The organism is Halomonas sp. AOP30-A1-24 (assembly GCF_052378165.1).
Classification (GTDB): domain Bacteria; phylum Pseudomonadota; class Gammaproteobacteria; order Pseudomonadales; family Halomonadaceae; genus Vreelandella; species Vreelandella citrativorans.
Genome location: NZ_JBQSXL010000001.1, coordinates 139957 through 162765 on the forward strand (window position 1 = coordinate 139957; position 22809 = coordinate 162765).

The 22809-nt window shown below is 54.8% G+C and carries 20 protein-coding genes and 4 tRNA genes; all 24 read right to left on the reverse strand.

Translation table 11 applies throughout. The features are described 5' to 3' along the window. Positions 1-10: 10 nt before the first annotated feature. The 24 genes from rpsS to ACT3TJ_RS00805 all read right to left on the reverse strand — a co-directional run bounded on the left by rpsS (position 11) and on the right by ACT3TJ_RS00805 (position 22724). Entirely contained in the window at positions 11-286 is a 276-nt protein-coding gene (rpsS, locus tag ACT3TJ_RS00690) for a 30S ribosomal protein S19 (protein ID WP_027337511.1), read from the reverse strand. 33 nt (positions 287-319) lie between these two features. Next, positions 320-1150: a 50S ribosomal protein L2 gene (gene rplB / locus ACT3TJ_RS00695; RefSeq protein WP_444665427.1), complete on the reverse strand. Its 831-nt coding sequence runs from the start codon at positions 1148-1150 to the stop codon at positions 320-322. A gap of 17 nt (positions 1151-1167) precedes the next feature. Then, on the reverse strand, positions 1168-1464 hold the full coding sequence (gene rplW, locus ACT3TJ_RS00700; protein ID WP_087108950.1) for a 50S ribosomal protein L23: 297 nt from the start codon (positions 1462-1464) through the stop codon (positions 1168-1170). Further along, positions 1461-2066, reverse strand: a complete 606-nt coding sequence (gene rplD, locus ACT3TJ_RS00705; protein ID WP_172117714.1) for a 50S ribosomal protein L4 — start codon at positions 2064-2066, stop codon at positions 1461-1463. Before rplD ends, rplW begins: the two co-directional genes overlap by 4 nt. A gap of 15 nt (positions 2067-2081) precedes the next feature. After that, complete coding sequence (rplC, locus tag ACT3TJ_RS00710) at positions 2082-2720, reverse strand: 50S ribosomal protein L3 (protein WP_172117715.1); 639 nt, start codon at positions 2718-2720, stop codon at positions 2082-2084. Positions 2721-2869: 149 nt separating this feature from the next. After that, positions 2870-3181 (reverse strand): 30S ribosomal protein S10, encoded by a 312-nt coding sequence (rpsJ, locus tag ACT3TJ_RS00715; RefSeq protein WP_087108956.1) that lies wholly within the window; start codon positions 3179-3181, stop codon positions 2870-2872. A 159-nt stretch (positions 3182-3340) separates the two neighbouring features. Further along, positions 3341-4534, reverse strand: a complete 1194-nt coding sequence (gene tuf, locus ACT3TJ_RS00720) for an elongation factor Tu (RefSeq protein ID WP_444627780.1) — start codon at positions 4532-4534, stop codon at positions 3341-3343. A gap of 29 nt (positions 4535-4563) precedes the next feature. Continuing rightward, positions 4564-6687 (reverse strand): elongation factor G, encoded by a 2124-nt coding sequence (gene fusA / locus ACT3TJ_RS00725; protein ID WP_444631136.1) that lies wholly within the window; start codon positions 6685-6687, stop codon positions 4564-4566. A gap of 232 nt (positions 6688-6919) precedes the next feature. Next, the gene (gene rpsG, locus ACT3TJ_RS00730; RefSeq protein WP_018917738.1) at positions 6920-7390 is read right to left on the reverse strand and encodes a 30S ribosomal protein S7; all 471 of its coding nucleotides are present in this window, start codon (positions 7388-7390) and stop codon (positions 6920-6922) included. A 155-nt stretch (positions 7391-7545) separates the two neighbouring features. After that, a complete protein-coding gene (gene rpsL / locus ACT3TJ_RS00735; RefSeq protein WP_009098973.1) occupies positions 7546-7920 on the reverse strand; it encodes a 30S ribosomal protein S12 in 375 nt (124 codons plus the stop codon). Positions 7921-8110: 190 nt separating this feature from the next. Continuing rightward, positions 8111-12325 (reverse strand): DNA-directed RNA polymerase subunit beta', encoded by a 4215-nt coding sequence (gene rpoC, locus ACT3TJ_RS00740; RefSeq protein WP_444631137.1) that lies wholly within the window; start codon positions 12323-12325, stop codon positions 8111-8113. A gap of 10 nt (positions 12326-12335) precedes the next feature. Continuing rightward, positions 12336-16412 carry a DNA-directed RNA polymerase subunit beta gene (gene rpoB, locus ACT3TJ_RS00745; protein WP_444621345.1) on the reverse strand — a complete coding sequence of 1359 codons (4077 nt, stop codon included), beginning with the start codon at positions 16410-16412 and terminating at the stop codon, positions 12336-12338. Positions 16413-16669: 257 nt separating this feature from the next. Further along, on the reverse strand, positions 16670-17041 hold the full coding sequence (rplL, locus tag ACT3TJ_RS00750) for a 50S ribosomal protein L7/L12 (RefSeq protein WP_087108966.1): 372 nt from the start codon (positions 17039-17041) through the stop codon (positions 16670-16672). A 111-nt stretch (positions 17042-17152) separates the two neighbouring features. Beyond that, positions 17153-17656, reverse strand: a complete 504-nt coding sequence (rplJ, locus tag ACT3TJ_RS00755) for a 50S ribosomal protein L10 (protein WP_106374976.1) — start codon at positions 17654-17656, stop codon at positions 17153-17155. A 303-nt stretch (positions 17657-17959) separates the two neighbouring features. After that, entirely contained in the window at positions 17960-18652 is a 693-nt protein-coding gene (rplA, locus tag ACT3TJ_RS00760) for a 50S ribosomal protein L1 (RefSeq protein ID WP_444621344.1), read from the reverse strand. Positions 18653-18654: 2 nt separating this feature from the next. Further along, positions 18655-19086 carry a 50S ribosomal protein L11 gene (gene rplK / locus ACT3TJ_RS00765; RefSeq protein ID WP_172117721.1) on the reverse strand — a complete coding sequence of 144 codons (432 nt, stop codon included), beginning with the start codon at positions 19084-19086 and terminating at the stop codon, positions 18655-18657. A 104-nt stretch (positions 19087-19190) separates the two neighbouring features. Further along, positions 19191-19724: a transcription termination/antitermination protein NusG gene (nusG, locus tag ACT3TJ_RS00770; RefSeq protein WP_172117722.1), complete on the reverse strand. Its 534-nt coding sequence runs from the start codon at positions 19722-19724 to the stop codon at positions 19191-19193. Between the two features lie 8 nt (positions 19725-19732). Then, positions 19733-20116: a preprotein translocase subunit SecE gene (gene secE, locus ACT3TJ_RS00775; RefSeq protein ID WP_172117723.1), complete on the reverse strand. Its 384-nt coding sequence runs from the start codon at positions 20114-20116 to the stop codon at positions 19733-19735. Between the two features lie 69 nt (positions 20117-20185). Next, positions 20186-20261, reverse strand: a tRNA-Trp gene (locus ACT3TJ_RS00780). A 173-nt stretch (positions 20262-20434) separates the two neighbouring features. Further along, positions 20435-20509: transfer RNA gene (locus ACT3TJ_RS00785), tRNA-Thr, on the reverse strand. A 14-nt stretch (positions 20510-20523) separates the two neighbouring features. After that, a tRNA-Gly gene (locus ACT3TJ_RS00790) sits at positions 20524-20597 on the reverse strand. A gap of 104 nt (positions 20598-20701) precedes the next feature. Continuing rightward, positions 20702-20785, reverse strand: a tRNA-Tyr gene (locus ACT3TJ_RS00795). Between the two features lie 119 nt (positions 20786-20904). Next, positions 20905-21744 carry a type III pantothenate kinase gene (locus tag ACT3TJ_RS00800; RefSeq protein WP_193053653.1) on the reverse strand — a complete coding sequence of 280 codons (840 nt, stop codon included), beginning with the start codon at positions 21742-21744 and terminating at the stop codon, positions 20905-20907. After that, positions 21741-22724, reverse strand: a complete 984-nt coding sequence (locus ACT3TJ_RS00805) for a biotin--[acetyl-CoA-carboxylase] ligase (RefSeq protein ID WP_444665428.1) — start codon at positions 22722-22724, stop codon at positions 21741-21743. Before ACT3TJ_RS00805 ends, ACT3TJ_RS00800 begins: the two co-directional genes overlap by 4 nt. Between the last annotated feature and the right edge of the window lie 85 nt (positions 22725-22809).

Genomic DNA, 22809 nt, shown 5'->3' on the forward strand with positions numbered 1-22809 from the left:
CCTCTCTGGCTTACCGTTTGGCTTTCTTGTCCGCAACATGCCCGCGATATGTGCGAGTAGCAGCGAATTCGCCAAGTTTATGACCCACCATTTCCTCGGAGACGTGCACCGGGACATGCTGGCGTCCGTTATGGACCGCAATAGTCAGACCTACCATGTTGGGCAGGATCATCGAACGACGCGACCAGGTCTTGATCGGTTTACGGTCGTTCTTCTCCACTGCAGCCTCTACCTTCTTCAAAAGATGAAGGTCAATGAAGGGACCTTTCTTTAGTGAACGTGGCACAGCCGTTACCTCTTAAGTTCTTGGCAATTTCGATTAACGCGTCTTGTTACGACGACGGGTAATCAGCTTGTCGGTGCGCTTGTTCTTACGCGTCTTGTGACCCTTAGTCGGTACGCCCCATGGGGATACCGGGTGACGACCACCACTAGTGCGGCCTTCACCACCACCGTGCGGGTGGTCTACCGGGTTCATCGCGACACCGCGAACAGTCGGACGCACGCCTCTCCAGCGCTTCGCACCGGCCTTGCCAAGTTGACGCAGGCTGTGCTCGGAGTTGCTCACTTCACCCAGTGTTGCGCGGCACTCAGCCAAGATCTTACGCATTTCGCCAGAGCGAAGACGCAAGGTGGCGTAGTTACCTTCACGAGCAACCAGCTGAGCGCTAGTACCGGCACTGCGAGCAATCTGCGCGCCTTTACCCGGCTTCAGTTCGATACCGTGAACGGTAGAACCAAGCGGAATGTTGCGCAGCGGCAAGGCATTGCCTTTTTTGATGGGCGCGTTGACACCAGATTCCAGCACGTCACCCGCGCTGACACCTTTCGGTGCAATGATGTAACGACGCTCGCCATCTGCATATTTCAATAGTGCAATATGCGCGCTACGGTTCGGATCGTGTTCAAGACGCTCAACAGTGGCTGGAATGCCATCTTTGGTGCGCTTGAAGTCGATCAAACGGTAGTGCTGACGGTGACCACCGCCCACGTGGCGGGTGGTGATGCGACCGTTATTATTACGGCCACCGGACTTGGACTGTTTTTCCAAAAGCGGCGCATACGCACGGCCTTTGTACAGTTCCTCGCCAACGATCTTGACGACGTGGCGACGACCGGCGGATGTGGGTTTGGTCTTGACGATTGCCATTATCCGTACTCCTGCCCTTATTCGGCGCCAGAGAAGTCTTCGAGCGTTTCACCCGCAGCCAGGGTCACATAAGCTTTGCGGTAACCCTTACGCAGGCCAACGCCGTGTGCAGTACGCTTGGTTTTACCCTTAACGTTCAACACCTGAACGCTGCCGACCTGTTTGCCGAACAGTATTTCAACGGCTTTCTTGATCTCGGGCTTGGTAGCATCAGATGCCACCTTGAAAACGTACTGGTTGCGCTCTGCAGCCATCGCGGCCTTTTCGGTCACGTGCGGTCCAAGCAGAACCTTGAATACGCGTTCCTGGTTCATGCCAGCTTCTCCTCGAATTTACGCAGGGCGGAGACGGTGACCAGGACCTTATCAAAGGCAACCAGGCTCACCGGGTCAGCTGCCGCGACATCCACCACGTCAACGTGGGGAAGGTTGCGTGCGGCTAGATAGAGCGTTTCGTCCATTTCTTCAGTGACGATCAACACTTTCTCAAGGTTGAGCTCTTTCAGCTTAGCAGCTACCTGCTTGGTCTTGGGCGCTTCGACGCTGAACTCTTCAATTGCGACTAAACGCTCTTGACGGACAAGTTCAGACAGGATGGAGCGCATCGCCGCGCGGTACATTTTGCGGTTAACCTTCTGGGTATAGTCTTGCGGACGTGCCGCGAAGGTTACGCCGCCACTGCGCCACAGCGGAGAACGGATGGTACCAGCACGTGCACGGCCGGTACCTTTCTGACGCCACGGTTTTTTACCACCACCGCGAACATCGGAACGGCTCTTTTGAGCGCGAGTACCTTGACGGCCACCAGCCAAATAGGCGGTAACAACCTGGTGAACTAGCGCTTCGTTGAATTCTTTGCCAAAAGTGGCGTCGGCTACTTCAACGGTACCCGTGCCTGCAGCAAGATTCAGATTCATTGGTAATTATCCCCTTCAGCCAGCTTTCACGGCGCTGCGAACGATAACGTCGCTGCCGGGTGCTCCCGGTACGGCGCCCTTGATCAGCAGCAGGTTACGCTCGGCGTCAACACGGACGATCTCAAGGCTCTGTACGGTGCAACGGGCGTTACCCATTTGACCGGCCATTTTCTTGCCTTTAAATACGCGACCTGGTGTTTGACACATGCCGATAGAACCCGGCGCGCGGTGCGACAGGGAGTTACCATGGCTGTTGTCTTGGGTACGGAAGTTCCAGCGCTTAACAGCACCCTGGAAGCCTTTACCCTTAGAGGTGCCGGTCACGTCGATCATTTGACCAGCTTCGAAGAGGGATACGGTGAGCTCGCCACCCACTTCTGGAGCTTCTTCGCCTTCTGCAAGGCGGAATTCCATCAGTGAACGACCAGCTTCAACACCCGCTTTGGCAAACTGACCAGCCTGCGCTTTGGTGAGGTGTTTGGCTTTACGAGAACCTGTAGTGATCTGAATCGCTGCGTAGCCGTCAGACTCAATGGTCTTAACGCGCGTCACACGATTAGGATCAACTTCAATAACGGTCACGGGCACGGATGCGCCATCTTCGGTAAAGACACGGGTCATCCCGGCCTTTGTACCGACTAAACCGATAGTCATACTCAGTCTCCTATAGTGTACGGGGCTATCACCCGCTATGGCTGCCCTTTCCAGAGCATTCCACTAGCACATTGTGTGGCGCCTCACGGCGCGGCGGCTGCTGTTCATGCGATAAATGATGAACGCTGGGCCGCAAGTGTCTAGTGTAATTAGTTGAGCTTGATTTGCACGTCTACGCCAGCGGCGAGATCAAGCTTCATCAACGCATCAACAGTCTTTTCAGTTGGCTCAACGATGTCGAGCACACGCTTGTGCGTACGAATCTCATACTGATCACGCGCATCCTTATTAACGTGCGGTGAAACCAGGATGGTGTAACGCTCGCGGTTGGTCGGCAGCGGGATCGGCCCACGAACCTGAGCACCAGTACGCTTAGCGGTTTCAACAATCTCCGCTGTGGACTGATCGATCAGGCGATGGTCGAACGCTTTCAACCGAATGCGAATCTTTTGGTTCTGCATTTGCCCTAAACTCCAATGGATGTCGACGGCGCGAGCCGTCTACCCACGCATTCAAAGGATGCGCATTATAGGCACGCCAAAAGCCCATGTCAAACATTTGCTATTGGTGCGCAGAAAAGGGGGCTCGCGAGAGCCCCCTTCATCGATCAAGTAAATCGATTACTTAACGATTTTTGCCACAACGCCAGCACCAACGGTACGACCACCTTCGCGAATAGCGAAGCGCAGACCGTCGTCCATAGCGATCGGAGCAATCAGGGTAACAACCATCTGAACGTTGTCACCCGGCATTACCATTTCAACGCCTTCCGGCAGTTCACAAGTACCGGTGATGTCAGTGGTACGGAAGTAGAACTGCGGACGGTAGCCCTTGAAGAAAGGCGTGTGACGACCACCTTCTTCTTTGGACAGTACGTAAACTTCGGCTTCGAACGTGGTGTGCGGGTTGATAGTACCCGGCTTGGCCAAAACCTGACCACGCTCAACGTCATCACGCTTGGTACCACGCAGCAACGCACCAACATTCTCACCCGCACGGCCTTCGTCGAGCAGCTTACGGAACATTTCAACACCGGTAACGATGGTTTTCGTGGTGTCGCGGATACCCACGATTTCCACTTCTTCACCGGATTTAACGATACCGCGCTCTACACGACCAGTAACAACAGTACCACGGCCAGAGATAGAGAATACGTCTTCGATCGGCATCAGGAACGGCTGGTCGATAGCACGCTCCGGCTCAGGAATGTAAGCATCCAGAGCTTTGATCAGATTAGCAACGGCGGTAGTACCCATACCGTTCTCATCTTCACCGTTCAGAGCCATCAGCGCTGAACCAGTGATGATCGGCGTGTCATCGCCCGGGAAGTCGTACTCGTCGAGGAGCTCACGAACTTCCATCTCAACCAGCTCAAGCAGCTCTTCGTCATCGACCATGTCCGCTTTATTCAGGAACACAACGATGTACGGAACGCCAACCTGGCGAGACAGCAGGATGTGCTCGCGCGTCTGCGGCATCGGGCCGTCAGCAGCAGAACATACCAGGATCGCGCCGTCCATCTGCGCAGCACCGGTGATCATGTTCTTGACGTAGTCAGCGTGCCCCGGGCAGTCAACGTGCGCGTAGTGACGCTCTTCAGACTGATATTCCACGTGGGAAGTCGCGATGGTGATACCACGCTCGCGCTCTTCAGGAGCGTTATCGATAGTATCAAATTCACGCCAATCGCCGCCGAAAACCTCAGCAGACACGCGGGTCAGGGCCGCAGTCAGAGTCGTTTTACCGTGGTCGACGTGACCGATGGTGCCGACGTTGACGTGCGGTTTGGAACGTTCGAATTTTTCCTTAGCCACTGCTATAACCTCTTTACGTTAGCTAACGGTTAACCGTTTTGATTGATGACGGCTTCAACGACGCTGGAGGGCGCCTCGTCGTACTTCGAGAACTCCATAGAGTAGCTCGCACGGCCCTGGGTTTGTGAGCGCAGGTCGGTTGCGTAACCGAACATCTCACCCAGCGGCACCGTCGCACGAATGACTTTACCAGAAGAAGAGTCATCCATACCCTGCACCAGACCGCGACGACGGCTCAGGTCGCCCATGACGTCACCCATAAATTCCTCGGGAGTCACGACTTCGACCTTCATCACCGGCTCCAGCAGCACGGCCTTGGCCTTCCTGGCACCTTCCTTCACTGCCATAGAAGAAGCAATCTTGAACGCAGTCTCGTTAGAGTCTACGTCGTGGAAGGAGCCGTCGAACAGCGTCACTTTAACGTCGATCATCGGGTAACCCGCGATGACACCGTTTTTAAGCTGCTCGTAAGCGCCTTTCTCAACCGCAGGGACGTATTCCTTGGGAACCGTACCACCTACGATCTCAGAGTTGAATTTGAAGAAAATCTCTTCTTCGCCTTCACCCTTCTCTTCAGCAGTCAGCGGCTCAATACGCAGCCAAACGTGACCGTACTGACCACGACCACCGGACTGACGTACAAACTTGCCTTCCTGCTCAATGCTGCCACGAATAGTTTCGCGGTATGCTACCTGCGGCTTACCGATATTGGCTTCCACCTTAAACTCGCGACGCATACGGTCAACGAGAATATCCAGGTGAAGCTCACCCATACCAGAAATAATCGTCTGGCCGGTTTCTTCGTCGGTTTTAACCTGGAAAGAAGGATCTTCCTGGGCCAATTTACCCAGCGCAATACCCATTTTTTCCTGGTCAGCCTTGGACTTCGGCTCAACAGCTACCGAGATAACCGGATCCGGGAATTCCATGCGCTCAAGAACGATCTTGTTATCGATATCACACAGGGTATCACCCGTGGTGACGTCTTTCAGACCGATACATGCTGCAATATCGCCAGCGAGTACTTCCTTGATCTCTTCACGCGAGTTGGCGTGCATCTGTACGATACGGCCAACGCGCTCTTTCTTCTGCTTAACGGAGTTATATACACCGTCGCCAGACTTCAGAACGCCCGAGTAAACGCGGATAAAGGTCAACGTACCAACGAAGGGGTCGGTAGCGATCTTGAATGCCAACGCCGCAAACGGCGCATCGTCATCGGCTTCACGCTTAGCGATGGTGCCATCTTTATCGTCCAGCTCACCTTCAATCGCCTTAACTTCAGTTGGCGAAGGCATGTACTCGATAACACCGTCCAGCACCGCCTGAACACCCTTATTCTTAAAGGCAGAACCACAGGTAACCAGAACAATATCATTGGCCAGAGTACGCGCACGAAGACCCGCCTTGATCTCTTCGATCGACAGCTCGACGCCTTCCAGGTACTTATCCATCAGCTCGTCAGAGCCTTCGGCAGCCGCCTCAACCATCTGTTCGCGATACTTCTCGGCAGTCTCTTGCAACTCAGCCGGAATATCCACGAGCTCGAAATTCATACCCAGACTAGCCTCATCCCACAGGATAGCCTTCATCTGAATCAGGTCGATAACGCCCTTAAAGTCTTCTTCCGTACCCCAGTTAATCTGGATCGGCACGGCATTCGCACCCAAGCGCTCTTTCAACTGGTCAACAACCATGAAGAAATCAGCGCCAGTACGGTCCATTTTGTTAACAAAGACCATACGCGGCACTTCGTACTTATCGGCCTGACGCCATACTGTTTCGGTCTGGGGCTGAACGCCGGAAGACCCACACAGTACGACAACCGCACCATCAAGAACGCGCAATGAACGCTCAACTTCGATGGTGAAGTCAACGTGCCCAGGCGTATCGATGATGTTGATACGGTGCTCATCAAACTGCTTGGCCATACCTTGCCAGAAGGTGGTGACAGCGGCAGAGGTGATCGTAATGCCACGCTCCTGCTCCTGCTCCATCCAGTCAGTCGTTGAGGCACCCTCGTGTGTTTCACCCAACTTGTGATTCAAGCCGGTATAGAACAGTACCCGCTCGGTCGTTGTGGTTTTACCCGCATCAACGTGCGCTACGATACCAATATTGCGATAACGATTAAGTGGTGTCTTGCGTGCCACGGTGAAACTCCCGTTAGTTGGCGATGCTCGTTAACTTAGCAGTGGCAAAAGTGAGCCTTACGCTACCGCCGCTATCACAGAATGATAACGGCGGGGTGTTGCAACAAAGCGACTCGACCTACCACTTCCAACGACGCCCTGCTGAAACAACGTGCATATATAAACGCGAACTTTATAAACACTGCGCTTACAAACGCCGTACTTAAAAACGTCACTCTTGAAAGGGACGCTCTTAGAAACGATAGTGCGAGAAAGCCTTGTTGGCTTCGGCCATACGATGCACGTCTTCGCGCTTCTTAACAGCAGAACCTTTACCTTCTGCGGCATCCAGCATTTCGCCTGCCAGACGCTGAACCATCGTTTTTTCACCGCGGCGACGCGCCGCGTCTACCAACCAGCGCATAGCGAGCGCTTGGCGGCGAGACGGACGAACTTCAACCGGAACCTGATAGGTCGCACCACCCACGCGGCGCGACTTCACTTCGACCATCGGCTGGATGGTTTCCAGCGCTTTGTCGAAGATTTCCAGCGGCTCTTCACTACTACGCTCGGCAACCTTGTCCAACGCACCGTAAACAATGCGCTCAGCTATGGACTTCTTGCCGCTGACCATCAGATGGTTCATGAACTTCGCCAGACGCTCACTTCCGAACTTAGGATCCGGCAGGATTTCGCGTTTAGCTACAACTCTTCTTCTAGGCATGATAAGCCCTCAATTAAGGATCCTTCAGGTAAACCCGGAACTCGCGCTTAGTATCGACTACCCTGCACTGCCCGACCTTACTCTTATCAGACCATCATATTCGTGTTGGACATTACGTTACATACGCTGCAAACACAGCGTGACGGCAAGCTGTCTTAAGACTTCGGACGCTTAGTACCGTACTTGGAACGGCCCTGCTTACGATTCTGTACGCCAGAGGTGTCAAGGGCGCCACGAACGGTGTGATAACGCACACCTGGCAAATCCTTTACACGGCCGCCGCGAATCAGAACAACAGAGTGCTCCTGCAGGTTGTGACCTTCACCACCAATGTAAGAAGAAACTTCAAAACCGTTGGTCAGGCGCACACGGCAAACCTTACGCAGGGCCGAGTTCGGCTTCTTGGGAGTAGTGGTGTATACGCGCGTACATACGCCGCGCTTTTGCGGACAAGCCTGAAGCGCGGGCACGTCACTTTTAGTAACGGGGCGCTTGCGCGGCTTACGCACTAGCTGATTAATCGTTGCCATGGTGTTTAGCTGACTCCAATGGTTGCCTAGCCTTTCAACAAATACGGGCAGCGGATGCGGGCGCACCCACCCCACTGTTAAAGGCTGCGCATTCTAAAGGCTGACCCTAGTCGACGTCAAGTCTTGCCGGCGGTTTAACCGGCAAGATAGCGCTTCCAGGGTCAGATGCTCATTTTTTACTACTCGTTTTTTAGAGCTCGTCGTCAGAATCAAGTGCTGTCAACTGTGCTCCAAGCTCCTGCTCTACCTCAGTCGCTGAGGGGTTGAACAGGCGCTCAACGTCTTCGCGTTTGCGGCGACGTTCAGCGTGGTGAGTCAGACCGGTACCTGCCGGAATCAGACGCCCAACTACCACGTTTTCTTTCAGACCGCGCAGATAGTCGCGCTTGCCGGTAACGGCCGCCTCGGTCAGTACGCGGGTTGTCTCCTGGAAGGAGGCCGCAGAGATGAACGATTCGGTCGCAAGGCTGGCCTTGGTGATACCCAGCAACAAGCGCTGATACTTCGCCGGGAATTTACCTTCTTTTTCGAGACGAGCGTTCTGCTCCAGCACGCGCACAAGCTCAGCCTGGTCGCCGGTGATGAAGTCAGAATCGCCTGAATCGGCAATTTCGACCTTACGTAGCATCTGACGCACAATAACTTCGATGTGCTTGTCGTTGATACCTACGCCCTGCAGACGGTAAACATCTTGCACTTCGGCCGTAATGTACTTGGCAAGCTCCGCTACGCCGAGCAAACGCAGAATATCGTGCGGGTTGCTCGGGCCATCGGAGATGACCTCACCCTTCTCAACACTTTCACCTTCAAAGACGGCGATTTGACGCCATTTCGGGATCAGCGCTTCAAACGGATCGCCAGACCCTGGAGTAATCGTCAAACGACGCTTGCCTTTGGTCTCTTTACCGAAGCTCACCACACCGCTGATTTCGGCAAGGATTGCCGGCTCTTTCGGCTTACGTGCTTCGAACAGATCAGCAACGCGCGGCAGACCACCGGTGATATCCTTGTTACCTGATGCCTCAACCGGAATACGGGCAACTACCTCACCCACACCGATGGTAGAACCATCATCAACGGAGATAATGGAATTGCCTGGCAGCAGATATTGCACTGGCGTGTTCGAGCCGGAAACCGACACGTACTCACCGGTCGCATCTTGCAGCATGACCATCGGACGCTTGTCGCGGCCAGCCATCGGGCGGGCGGCGGACTCAATGACTTCGATAGAGGAGAGGCCGGTCATCTCGTCGACTGAGCGATGCATGGTGACACCTTCGTCGAGATCGATGAACTGCGCCTTACCCTCTACTTCAGCAATGATCGGATGGGTGTGCGGATCCCACTTGGCAACCATCGCACCGGCATCAACCACGTCGCCGTCGCGCACGGAAAGCTCAGCACCGTAGGGCAGCTTGTAGTACTCACGCTCACGACCGTGATCGTCAGCCACCGCCAGGGCGCTAGAACGCGATACCACGACCAATTTACCGTCGGTACGCTCTACGTGCTTAATGTTATGCAGACGAACCTTACCGCCGTGCTTGACCTGTACGCTATCGACGGCCGATGAACGCGATGCCGCACCACCGATGTGGAACGTACGCATGGTCAGCTGGGTACCCGGCTCACCGATTGACTGAGCGGCGATAACACCGACAGATTCACCGATGTTGACCTGGTGACCGCGGGCAAGATCACGTCCGTAACAGGACGAACATACGCCGTGCGGTGTGTCACAGGTAATGGTTGAGCGTACGATAATCTCATCCACACCCATGGTGTCGAGTTCAGCACACCACTTCTCGTCAAGCAGCGTGTTACGCGGGATCAGGACCTCTTCAGTACCTGGATCAACCACATCCAACGCAACCACACGACCCAATACGCGCTGTGATAGCGGTACGATGATGTCGCCACCCTCGATAATAGGGTGCAGGGTCAGACCGTTTTCAGTACCACAGTCAACCTCGGTGATCACTAGATCCTGGGCCACGTCCACCAAACGACGCGTCAAGTAACCGGAGTTAGCCGTTTTCAGAGCCGTATCCGCCAGACCTTTACGTGCACCGTGGGTCGAGATGAAGTACTGAAGTACGTTCAGGCCTTCACGGAAGTTGGCCACGATCGGCGTCTCGATGATCGAGCCATCCGGCTTGGCCATCAGGCCACGCATACCCGCCAACTGGCGGATCTGAGCGGCACTACCCCGTGCACCGGAGTCGGCCATGATGAAGACGCTGTTGAACGATTCCTGCTCAACTTCGTTGCCATCGCGGTCAATAACGGTCTCTTTGGAAATACCGGTCATCATCGCCTTGGCGACTTTATCGTTGGCCTTGGACCAGATATCGATAACCTTGTTGTACTTCTCGCCCGCAGTTACCAGGCCAGAAGAGAACTGGTCTTCGATCTCTTTGACTTCAGCTTCGGCCGCGTCGACGATCTCGGTTTTGGCATCCGGGATGACGAAGTCGTTAACGCCGATAGAGGCGCCGGACCAGGTCGCCAGACGGAAACCGGTGTACATCAGTTGGTCAGCGAAGATGACCGTCGGCTTGAGGCCGGAGCGGCGATATACTTCGTTGATCAGGCCAGAAATCGCCTTCTTCTTCATCGGCTGGTCGATCAGCGCAAACGGCACGCCTTCAGGCAGAATGCGGAACAACAGCGCACGGCCAACCGTGGTTTCGTATAGACGACGATGGAATGACTTCTCGCCGGTCTCTTCTTCGATGTCGACCTCGTCCAGACGCACCTTGACACGGGCGTGCAGCGATACCGACTGAGTACCGAAGGCGCGCTCAACCTCGTTGAGGTCAGAGAACACCATGCCTTCGCCCTTGGCGTTGATCTTCTCACGGGTCATGTAGTAAAGACCCAGAACAACGTCCTGCGACGGCACGATGATCGGCTCGCCGTTGGCGGGCGACAGCACGTTGTTGGTCGCCATCATCAGCGCACGGGCTTCGAGCTGGGCTTCCAGGGTCAGCGGCACGTGTACCGCCATCTGGTCACCGTCGAAGTCGGCGTTGTAGGCCGCACACACCAGCGGGTGCAACTGGATCGCTTTACCTTCGATCAGCAGCGGTTCAAACGCCTGGATACCCAGACGGTGAAGCGTCGGTGCACGGTTAAGCAGTACCGGGTGTTCGCGGATAACATCGGCAAGGATGTCCCACACTTCCGGCAGCTCGCGTTCAACCATTTTCTTCGCGGCTTTAATCGTTGAGGCGAAGCCTAGCGACTGAAGCTTGGAGTAGATAAACGGCTTGAACAGCTCCAGTGCCATTTTCTTCGGCAGACCACACTGATGCAGGCGCAGAGTAGGACCCACGGTAATCACCGAACGGCCCGAGTAATCGACGCGCTTACCCAACAAGTTCTGACGGAAACGACCCTGCTTACCTTTGATCATGTCGGCGAGCGACTTCAGCGGGCGCTTGTTGGAGCCCGTGATCGCGCGGCCACGACGACCGTTGTCAAGCAAAGCATCGACCGCTTCCTGAAGCATACGCTTCTCGTTGCGCACGATGATATCCGGCGCATTAAGGTCGAGCAGACGCTTCAAGCGGTTGTTACGGTTGATCACACGACGGTAAAGGTCGTTGAGATCGGAGGTCGCGAAGCGGCCGCCGTCCAGCGGTACCAGCGGACGTAAATCCGGTGGCAGGACAGGCAGCACTTCCATGACCATCCACGCCGGCGCATTGCCGGAGTGGTAAAACGCTTCCAGCAGCTTCAAACGCTTGGAAAGCTTCTTGATCTTGGTTTCAGAGTTAGTCTGCGGAATCTCTTCACGCAGGGTGTTTATCTCTTCTTCAAGATCAATATCTTTGAGGAGTTCTTGCACCGCTTCGGCACCCATGCGGGCATCGAAGTCATCGCCGAACTCTTCAAGGGCTTCAAAGTACTGCTCATCGTTCATCAGCTGACCACGCTCAAGCGTGGTCATGCCTGGATCGATAACAACGAAGGACTCAAAGTACAGCACGCGCTCGATATCACGCAGGGTCATATCGAGGAACATGCCGATACGCGACGGCAATGATTTCAAAAACCAGATGTGAGCAACCGGCGAGGCCAGCTCAATGTGCCCCATACGCTCACGGCGCACGGCTGCCTTGGTGACTTCAACGCCACACTTTTCACAAATGATGCCGCGGTGCTTCATGCGCTTGTACTTACCGCACAAGCACTCGTAATCCTTTACCGGGCCAAAAATCTTGGCGCAGAACAGACCGTCCCGCTCCGGCTTAAAGGTACGGTAGTTAATGGTCTCAGGCTTCTTCACCTCGCCAAACGACCAGGAGCGAATCATGTCCGGCGACGCCAGAGTAATCTTGATCGCGTCAAACTCTTCGGACTGAGACTGCGATTTGAGTACTTTCACCAAATCTTTCATAGCACGGCTCCTAGCTCTCTAACTCAATATCGATGCCCAGCGAGCGGATTTCCTTCACGAGTACATTGAAGGATTCCGGCATGCCTGCCTGCATGGTGTGGTCGCCATCCACGATGTTTTTGTACATCTTGGTGCGGCCTTCGACGTCGTCCGATTTGACGGTGAGCATCTCTTGCAGGGTGTAGGCCGCGCCATAGGCTTCCAGCGCCCACACTTCCATCTCACCAAAGCGCTGACCACCGAACTGTGCTTTACCACCCAAGGGCTGCTGGGTAACCAGCGAGTAAGAGCCGGTAGAACGAGCGTGCATCTTGTCGTCTACCAAGTGGTTCAGCTTCAGCATGTACATGTAGCCGACGGTGACCGGGCGATCAAACGCATCACCGGTACGGCCATCGTGCAGCACCATCTGGCCAGACTCAGGAATGTCAGCAAGCTTCAGCAAGTGTTTGATTTCGTGCTCTTCGGCACCATCAAATACCGGCGTGGCCATGGGGACACCGCCTTTCAGGTTTTTCGCCAGCGCGATAACTTCGTCATCACTGAGCGAATTCAGATCTTCAAGGCGCGCACCCGGCGTGTTGTATACCTGACCAAGGAAGTCACGGATCTCGGCAACCTGCTGGCCGCGCGCATCACGTAGCATAGCGTCGATTTTGACACCCAAACCACGCGCTGCCATTCCCAGGTGCGTTTCAAGAATCTGACCCACGTTCATACGCGACGGTACACCCAAGGGGTTAAGTACCACATCGACCGGCTCGCCCTTCTCATCGAACGGCATGTCTTCGATCGGCATAATCGCGGAGATAACACCCTTGTTACCGTGGCGACCCGCCATCTTGTCGCCTGGCTGGACACGGCGCTTGACCGCCATGTAAACCTTGACGATTTTGAGCACGCCAGGCGCCAGATCATCGCCCTGAGTCAGCTTGCGTTTCTTGTCTTCAAAACGCTCGTCCATCTCTTTACGACGGTTTTCCAACTGCTCGTCGGCCTGGGCCAGAAGCTCGTTGTAAGCCTCATCCTGCATGCGCAGCTTGAACCACTGCTGACGCGGCAGCTCGTCGAGGTAAGCCTCGTCCAGCACGTCGCCTTTCTTGAGGTTCGGACCGCCGTTAACCGCTTGGCCATCCAGCGTACGCTGCAGACGCTCAAACGTTGCGTCTTCAGCAATACGGTAGGTTTCCTGCAGGTCCTTACGCACTTCATCCAGCTGCATTTGCTCGATGGAGAGCGCACGTGAATCTTTTTCAACGCCGTCGCGAGTGAACACCTGAACGTCGATAACCGTACCTTTCATGCCCGTAGGAGCACGCAGGGAGGTATCTTTTACGTCAGACGCTTTCTCACCGAAGATCGCACGCAGTAGCTTCTCTTCTGGCGTCAGCTGGGTTTCACCCTTCGGCGTTACCTTACCGACCAGAATGTCGCCCGGGCCAACTTCAGCACCGATGTACACGACGCCCGCCTCGTCCAATTTACCCAGCGCGGACTCACCGACATTGGGAATATCAGAGGTGATCTCTTCCGGCCCTAGCTTGGTGTCGCGAGACACACAGGTCAGTTCCTGAATGTGGATCGTGGTGAAACGGTCTTCTTGAACGACCCGCTCAGAGAGCAGAATGGAGTCCTCGAAGTTGTAGCCGTTCCAAGGCATGAACGCGATGCGCATGTTCTGACCCAGTGCCAGGTCACCCATGTCAACAGACGGGCCGTCAGCCAGAATATCGCCACGTGCAACGCTGTCGCCAGGACGCACAATGGGGCGCTGGTTCATACAGGTGTTCTGGTTCGAGCGGGTGTACTTGGTCAGATTGTAGATATCAACGCCGGCTTCACCACCGATGATCTCATCTTCGCTAACCCGTACTACCACACGACGCGCATCGACGGAGTCGATCACACCGCCACGACGCGCCACGGCACATACGCCAGAGTCACGCGCAACGAAGCGCTCCATGCCGGTGCCTACCAGCGGCTTGTCCGCACGCAGAGTAGGAACGGCCTGACGCTGCATGTTCGCACCCATCAAGGCGCGGTTAGCGTCATCGTGCTCCAGGAACGGAATCAGGGCAGCCGCCACCGACACGACCTGGCGAGGAGAAACGTCCATCAGCGTCACTTGCTCAGGACGCATAAAGGTGGTTTCACCACGGTGACGCACCTGAACCAGGTCGTCAGAAAGCTTATTGGACTCATCTACCGCTGCAGAAGCCTGAGCGATGATGTAGTCGCCCTCTTCAATAGCAGAGAGGTGCACAATATCGTCAGTTACCTGACCCGCATTCACCTTACGGTACGGCGTTTCGAGGAAGCCGTAGCTGTTGGTGTGGCTGTAGGTGGCCAGCGAGTTGATCAGACCGATGTTCGGTCCTTCAGGTGTTTCGATCGGGCATAAACGGCCGTAGTGCGTGGCGTGTACGTCACGTACTTCAAAGCCAGCGCGCTCACGGGTCAAACCACCCGGGCCGAGTGCAGACACACGACGCTTGTGGGTAACTTCCGAAAGCGGGTTGTTCTGGTCCATGAACTGGGACAGCTGGCTTGAACCGAAGAACTCTTTCACCGCCGCTGCAACTGGCTTGGCGTTGATCAAGTCCTGGGGCATCAGGCCTTCGCTTTCCGCCATGGAAAGACGCTCTTTTACCGCACGCTCAACGCGTACCAGGCCGACACGGAACTGGTTCTCGGCCATTTCGCCCACACAGCGAATACGACGGTTACCCAGGTGATCGATATCATCAACGTCACCAAAGCCGTTACGGATATTGATCAGCTCGCGCAGCACATCGAGGATATCCTTGCGATCCAGTACGCCGGAACCAGTATCGGATTCACGGCGCAGGCGACGGTTGAACTTCATGCGGCCTACGCCCGACAGGTCGTAGCGGTCCTCAGAGAAGAACAGGTTGTTAAACAACGTCTCGGCAGACTCTTTTGTGGGCGGCTCGCCGGGACGCATCATGCGATAAATTTCAACGAGCGCTTCAAGTGCGGAGCCAGTCGTATCCAACTTTAAGGTGTCGGAAATGAACGAGCCGCAGTCGAGGTCGTTGGTGTAAAGCGTTTCAATGCGCTTGATGCTGCCTTGCGCCATGCGCTCAAGCACTTCAGGGGTAATTTCGGTGTTGCACGGGCAGATCAGCTCACCGGTTTTGGTGTCAATCTGATCCTTGGCCAGCGTTTTACCGAACAGGTATTCCATCGGTACTTCCAGACGCTCAAGGCCGGCTTTTTCAAGCTGACGAATGTGCTTCTGAGTAATCCGACGACCTTCTTCAACAATGATGTCGCCGTTGCCATCCTTGATATCAAAGGTGGCGGTTTCGCCGCGCAGACGCGAGGGTACCAGCTCCACGGAGAAGCCAGACTTCTCGATGTGGAAAACGCTGGTTTCGAAGAACTCACCAAGGATTTCTTCAGTACTCATGCCTAACGCACGCATCAGCACCGAGGCCGGCAGTTTACGGCGACGGTCAATACGTACAAACACGTTGTCTTTGGGGTCGAACTCGAAGTCCAACCAGGAACCACGGTAAGGAATTACGCGAGCAGAGTAGAGCAACTTACCAGAAGAGTGGCTCTTGCCTTTGTCGTGATCGAAGAACACACCGGGAGAGCGGTGGAGCTGGGAAACGATAACCCGCTCAGTACCATTGATAACAAAGGTACCGTTCTCAGTCATCAAGGGGATTTCCCCCATGTAGACTTCTTGCTCTTTAATATCCTTGATTGCCTTGTTCGAGGAATCGCGATCATAAATGATCAAGCGAACCTTGACGCGCAGCGGGGCGGAATAGGTCACGCCACGCAGCTGACACTCCTTAACATCGAACGCCGGCGTACCAAAGCGATAGCTAACGTACTCAAGTGCCGCGTTGCCCGAGAAACTCTCGATCGGGAAAACGGACTTGAACGCCGCATGCAGGCCAACTTCGTGACGCTCATCAGGCGAACGATCTTGCTGGAGAAAGTCGTAATAGGAATCAAGCTGGATGGCCAGCAAGTAAGGCACATCCATCACTTGGGGCAGTTTGCCGAAATCCTTGCGGATGCGTTTTTTCTCAGTATATGAGTAAGCCATCTGTATTCCCCAGCTTGTTCACCATGGGTGACCGATGCGTGGTCATCGCTGCCCTGCGCGGGCGTGTCAGACGCAGACAGCAAGCTCCTAAACCGGTAGCTCGCCGTCGAAAATCTTGATCGATAACAGTATTACAACAACGGTATTACTGTGTTTCTGGTGCAACCTTAACGTTGCAACAGAAAAAGGCCGGCAGCGGGAAAACCCGCCGCCAGCCGTGGAAGCTTACGCAGCGCGTAAAGCCGTCAGCACAAGAATTACTTGAGCTCGACGCTTGCGCCCGCTTCTTCCAGCTTCGCTTTTGCTGCTTCTGCGTCGTCTTTGGACATGGCTTCTTTGATCGTTGCCGGAGCGCCGTCAACAGCGCCTTTAGCTTCTTTCAGGCCAAGACCAGTGATTTCGCGAACTGCTTTGATGACGTTAACTTTCTTGTCACCAGCAGCGGTCAGAACCAGGTCAAACTCAGTTTGCTCTTCTGCAGCAGCTTCGCCGCCAGCAGCCGGGCCAGCCATAACAGCTGCAGCAGCTGATACGCCGAATTTCTCTTCCATTGCTTCGATCAGCTCAACAACTTCCATTACGGACATGTCGGCTACAGCATTGATGATATCGTCTTTAGACAGTGCCATTTTTCATTCCTAACTTTGCGGGAGTCTCGGTCGGCCGAGAACTCGGGATTCATTGCTCGGTTCAGGCAACGCAACCGACATAGCGTTCACGCTGCCTGCAAAAAGGTCTGCTTACGCAGCTTCTTCTTGCTTCTGATCGCGCAGAGCGGCCAGGGTACGAACCAGCTTGCCAGCGGAGGCTTCTTTCATTACCGACATCAACTTGGCAATTGCTTCGTTGTAAGTCGGTAGGGTTGCCAGACGGTCGATGTCAGCAGCCGGGATCAGTTCGCCTTCGTAGGCCAACGCCTTCACTTCGAAGTTCTGCTCAGTTTTAGCAAAATCCTTGAACAAACGAGCGGCAGCGCCCGGATGATCAGTAGAGAAAGCCAACAGAGTCGGACCAACAAAGCTCTCGTTCAGACACTCCCACTGAGTGCCCTCGAGGGCGCGGCGAGCCAGCGTGTTACGAACAACACGCAGCTCTACACCATTCTCACGTGCCTGCTTGCGCAGATCGGTCATTTTACCGACCGTTACACCGCGAGAATCGGCAACTACGACGGAGAGTGCGCCCTTGGCCGCTTCACTGACCTCGGCAACAATCGCTTTCTTGCCTTCAAGTGCTAGTGGCACAGTGATCACTCCTTCGTGCCGGAGCCTTTTTAAGGCGCCGGAGGTTACCATCTCTTCCAGGCCTACTCTAACCAGCACTGGAAGCCTTAGGGGATGGTGCTCACCAGAAAGCAATGTCGCTAAAAAGCTTCAACCAACTGGCGGCCACACCATCTGCGCAGGCGCTTTAGGCAATTAAGCCGCGCTGAGATAAAAACATCCAACGCGGCACCTGCGGTCTTTGACGGTGCTCCAGTAGGCTTACCTAACCAGAGGACCGCAAAGTTCTTGCTCGGTTCTTACTTAAACCTGTCGACGGTCTGCTTACACCAACGCAGAGTGGTCGATAGTCAGACCTGGGCCCATGGTAGTGGACAGGGTGACTTTCTTAAAGTAAATACCTTTAGAAGAGCTCGGCTTGAGCCTCTTAAGGTCAGCAACCAGCGCTTCCAGGTTGCCTTGAACAGACGCAGCATCAAACGTCACTTTACCCAGTGTCGTGTGAATAATACCGTTTTTGTCAGTACGGAAACGTACCTGACCGGCCTTGGCGTTCTTAACTGCGGTTGCAACGTCAGGCGTTACGGTGCCAACTTTCGGGTTCGGCATCAGGCCGCGCGGACCAAGAATCTGGCCCAGCTGACCAACAACGCGCATAGCGTCCGGAGAAGCGATAACGACGTCAAAATCCATCACGCCTTTCTTCACTTGCTCAGCCAGCTCATCCATACCCACGATGTCAGCGCCTGCTTCTTTAGCAGCATCGGCGTTAGCACCTTGAGTGAAGACCGCTACGCGTACATCTTTACCAGTACCGTTAGGCATGACGGTTGCGCCACGAACGACCTGGTCAGATTTACGCGGATCAACACCCAGGTTGATCGCGACATCAACAGACTCATTGAACTTAACAGTAGACAGCTCAGAAAGCAGTGCAACCGCTTCTTCCAGAGAGTACGTCTTGTTGGCATCTACTTTCTCGCGAATTACCTTCGCGCGCTTAGACAGTTTAGCCATGATCAGAGACCCTCCACGTTAAGGCCCATGCTACGAGCGCTGCCTGCGATAGTACGTACGGCGGCATCGAGATCAGAAGCCGTCAGATCAGGCTCCTTGGTTTTGGCGATCTCTTCAATCTGCTCGCGCGTCACGGTACCGACCTTCTTCTTGTTCGGCTCACCAGAACCCGACTTGATACCAGCGGCTTTTTTCAGCAGCACGGCAGCAGGCGGTGTTTTGGTAACGAACGTGAAGCTACGATCAGAGTAGACAGTGATCACGACAGGCGTCGGCAGACCCGGCTCAATCTCTTGAGTCGCTGCGTTAAACGCCTTACAAAATTCCATGATGTTCACACCGTGCTGACCCAGTGCTGGGCCTACGGGCGGACTTGGATTGGCTTTACCTGCAGCTACCTGCAGTTTGATATAAGCCTGGACTTTCTTGGCCATGGTAAATACTCCAATTGGGTAATAGCGCCTTGCGGCTCCCCGGGACTAGCGAGACAGCCAACGGCTGCCTCTTACGAATTTAAGACGTTTTCTTAACCTGCGCCCTACTCTTTCTCGACCTGAGAAAACTCAAGTTCGACAGGTGTTGCACGCCCAAAGATCAATACACTGACCTGCAAACGGCTCTTGTCGTAGTTGACTTCTTCAACCAAACCGTTGAAGTCGGCAAAAGGACCATCGATAACACGTACCGACTGGCCCGGCTCAAACATTGTCTTGGGCCGCGGCTTATCGGTTCCGTCTTTAACGCGACGCAAAATAGCGTCCGCTTCACGGGTCGTGATTGCAGCCGGCTTCTCTTTCGTTCCGCCAATGAAGCCCATAACGCGCGGAGTCTCATTAACGAGATGCCATGTCTCATCGGCCATCTCCATCTCGACTAATACATAGCCGGGATAGAATTTACGCTCACTCTTGCGGCGCTTGCCGTCGCGCATTTCCACGACCTCTTCCGTCGGCACCAGAATTTCGCCAAAACGATCTTCCATACCGTACATTTTTACGCGCTCAATCAGTGAGCGCATAACATGCTTCTCAAAACCGGAATAGGCGTGGACGACGTACCAACGTTTGGACATGAAAACTCCTAACCAATGACGCCGGACATTGCCCAGCCAAGAAGAGTGTCAATCAACCACAGCATCAACCCCACCACGAGAACCGCCACCAGAACAATCGCAGTGGTTTGAATAGTCTCGGGGCGGGTCGGCCATACAACGCGCTGAATCTCTTTCTTGGCGCTTACGGCAAGCTCTGTTAAGTCGCGACCCTTAGTAGTGGTAAGTGCGATAAAACCTGCAAGCACACACAACACCACCACACCTAATACGCGGTAGAGCAAGCCAATATCGGCGAAATAGGTATTACCAACGACAGCAACGACAAGCAGCGCTGCAACCACAGCCCACTTAAGCCCGTCATGGCGCGCCTGCTGCACCTCGGTACCGTGCTTTACAGAACCAGGCTTCATAAAACGAGACTCCTTGGGATGCGGCTACAATAAAGGAATTCTGAAAAAACATGCCAACCTGGGGAAGGTTGGCAGGCCAGGAGGGACTCGAACCCCCAACCTGCGGTTTTGGAGACCGCTGCTCTGCCAATTGAGCCACTGGCCTATCATCGCTGCACAGGCAAAGAAAAGCCTACACAACAGCGGGCGCCATGATAGCGGAGAAATAACCACCTGACAACCCCACTCTGCATCGAACACTCAAAACATGCAGCGCTCTACAAACAGAGACGAACTCAGAAACAAAAAAAGCGAGCTTCGCTCGCTTTTCTCGAAATATGGAGCTCATGGACGGAATTGAACCGTCGACCTCACCCTTACCAAGGGTGTGCTCTACCCCTGAGCTACATGAGCCAAATCACATCAACTGGAGCGGGCGGCGGGAATCGAACCCGCACCATCAGCTTGGAAGGCTGAGGTTCTACCGTTGAACTACGCCCGCGTAACTGCTGCATGGATTACAAGCCGCTGCACGCCGAACGATAGACAATGCCCTCTACCGGCTTTCATCCCACAACACCGACAAACGTCGCTGCTGCTTAAATCTGGTGGAGAGAGAAGGATTCGAACCTTCGAAGCTTTCGCGGCAGATTTACAGTCTGCTCCCTTTGGCCACTCGGGAATCTCTCCAGCGTTGGCGGCACATTATGCCAGCCTCCAAAACACTGTCAAGCTAGATATTTACTTAATTTATCGTAGCTTGCGATGCCAGCGCATCTGTTAGCTGCCTTGGAACGCGCTGCATTCTGTCAAAGCAGCATAGAGAATGCAAGCCCTGCGCGAATTTTTTCTAACGATACAGGCTCAGGCACCCGCGGCGCACCGGCCATTTTTCCTGCTCGTTCAGTGAAGGTAAGCGGAAAACTGGCCTCAAGCCCCCCATACACCATATCAGGCCATACCGCGTGAGGCACTTGTACGCCTCGAGAAACCACGCGTGCATCGCCGCCTGTCAACAGCACGGGTAGCGCAATGCCCTGCTGATCGCACACTTCGCTATAAATACGGTTAATCGCGCTAACAGCCGCCATATAAATCCCGTGATTAACTGCATCGACGGTGCGACGCCCAGGCTCTAGTAAAGCGTCCGCCTCGCTTTCAGGATCAATCGCGACATTGCGGGTACCCAGCTTTAAGCTCTCTTTCATTAGCCGCAATCCTGGGATAATAAAGCCCCCCAGGTGCATACCGCCAGGCAGCACAAAATCAATAGTGATGGCACTACCACAGTCGACCGCACAGCAGCCTCCGGCCAGCTGGTATCCGGCAAGTGCTCCCATCCATCGGTCGACCCCCAACCGAGCGGGCTCCTCATAGCCGTTAACAACGCCCAACGCTTCAGGTGTTGAGTGCGCCACATAGACATGGCGCACCTTGTGGCGCAGCAGCGTCACCGTCTCCTCCAACACAGCGGCCCGGGCAACGCTTGAAATACGTACGGCCTCAACCACATCAAGGTCTGGAATGTCCGCCCCTGGGCGCCACTCTTCGCGCGTCCAGACAGCACCGCGCGAGCGTATTTCACTACTTTCGGCATCCTTGAGCCGCCATTTCGACAAGGTATTACCGATATCTAAATCCAGAATCATAAGCGCCTGCGTACGCTGATCTCACCGCCTGCCAAGCGCCGCGAGTGACCGTTTTCAGTAACCCATAAGTTACCGCTGTTATCGACGTCGCCTGCGATCGCATCGCTGACGCGCTCTCCTTGAATGATGCGTACCGGCGCGCCTGCATACGCATGGCGCGCATTCCACTCATCGCGCCATGCGGCAAAACCGACGTGTTCAAAATCTGCCAGCATGCTCAGAAGCCCCGCCACAACATCTGACGCCAACTGATTTCGCGTATGCCCGGCATGCACATCAAACAGCGCGGCTACCGGCTGGTCAATGGCGGCGCGCTGCGACTCGGTTAACGACAGGTTCATGCCCATACCAATCACAACCTCGCAAGGCCCCGCCGCATCGCCCGTCACCTCAATCAATATGCCAGCCAGCTTACCCAGCTCGTCGCCTGCATCCACCATCAGAATATCATTGGGCCATTTTAGCTTAGGCGCAGCGCCTAGTTGCTCAAGCACCTGAGACACAACCACGCCTACCGCAAGACTTAACCCTTCAAGCGAGGCTACCCCCGCGTCAAAGCGCCAGCCCAACGAGAGCATCAAACTTTGCCCCCACGGGGTTGTCCATACTCGCCCACGGCGACCACGACCGGCGGTTTGGAGTTCAACCAGGCACACTTCGCCATGCCCCGCACCCTGATTAAATCGCTGACGCAGATACTCATTGCTTGAAGGCAACTGGTCTTCGACAAATAATCGTGTCAACAAATGGCGTGCCTGAGCAGGCAGGTGCTCAACAATTCGGGCACCTTCCAATGGCTCAAGGCGGTGGGCTAATCGATAGCCCCTCCCTTTGACCGCCACCAATTCCACGCCCAAGGCTTCCAATTTTTTTAGCTGTTTCCATACAGCAGCCCGCGAAACGCCCAGCGTTTCGCCTAATTGTTCACCAGAGTGAACATTGCCATCGCTCAACAAACGCACCAGGTTACCGATGGTCATGTGCTTGCCCCAACTGGGAAAACGCCTATCTTAACGGATGCACGTAGGAGGCGAAAACTGCCGCGTTTGGGTTATTGACTTAACG